Consider the following 977-nt stretch of genomic DNA (forward strand, 5'->3'; position numbering starts at 1 on the left):
GCCGCGTTGAGCTTGTCGCGCAGGGCCGTGTCTTCCAGGCGCACGGCAATGCCGGCTTGCGTTTCGGTGCCCTTGACGTCGCCGACCAGCTTGCAGCAGCCGTCGCTTGCCTTCTTCAGCCAGTCCATCAGCACGAACTTGTCCGAGATCACGGCGTCAAGACGACCGTTGGTCAGGTCGGTGATCGCCTCTTCCTGGGTCGGATAGAGCTTTGCCTCCGCGCCTGCCTTGCCATACTCATTCTGGGCATAGTCGGCCTGCGTGGTCGAAGCCTGGGCGCCGACCGTCTTGCCGGCCAGTGCCGGTGGTTCGGTCGAGGTGAGATCGCTGTCCTTCGGCGCCACCAGAGCCAGCGGTGTCGTATAATATTTGTTGGTGAAGGCGACCTGCTTCTTGCGCTCCTCGGTGATGCTCATCGAGGCGATGATGGCGTCGAATTTCTTCGCCTGCAAGGCGGGAATGATGCCGTCCCAGTCCTGCGTGACGATCTCGCACTCGACCTTCATCTGCGCGCATAGTGCATTGGCGATGTCGATGTCGAAGCCTTCGACCTTGCCGTCAGCGGTAATGGTGTTGAACGGCGGATAGGCGCCCTCCGTGCCGATCTTGATTTTTTCAGCTGCCTGCGCCGACAAAGAGCCGGCAGCCATCACCAGCATGGCAGCGCCCGCTGCCGATACGATCCATTTTGAAATCTGCATTTTCTTGGTTCCCCTTGAACGCCGGCATCTTGACGGGCGGCAAGGCAGCCAAGCATGGCGCGCCGGTACAGGCAAGTATTTTGCCTTGGGGCAATGAGGTCAGCGCGCGGCGCGGAAATGCTTGGACAGCTTCAGGCCCTGCGCCTGGTAGTTGGAGCCGAGATCGGTGCCGTAGAGGGCCTGCGGCCGCTTCAGCATGTGTTCGTAGACCAGCCGGCCGACGATCTGGCCATGGTCGAGAATGAACGGCACTTCGTGGCTGCGCACTTCCAGCAC

General features: G+C 61.3%; 1 protein-coding gene and 1 pseudogene. Both read right to left on the reverse strand.

What is annotated here, in order from left to right; translation table 11 throughout:
• Positions 1–701: ABC transporter substrate-binding protein (locus EN964_RS35600; protein ID WP_127277530.1), on the reverse strand; the 701-nt coding region annotated here is incomplete at its 3' end.
• Positions 702–800: 99 nt separating this feature from the next.
• Positions 801–977, reverse strand: a pseudogene (locus tag EN964_RS35605) (2'-deoxycytidine 5'-triphosphate deaminase domain-containing protein); the annotation flags it as partial.

It is taken from the genome of Mesorhizobium sp. M7A.F.Ca.CA.001.10.2.1 (assembly GCF_003998575.1).
Taxonomy (GTDB): domain Bacteria; phylum Pseudomonadota; class Alphaproteobacteria; order Rhizobiales; family Rhizobiaceae; genus Mesorhizobium.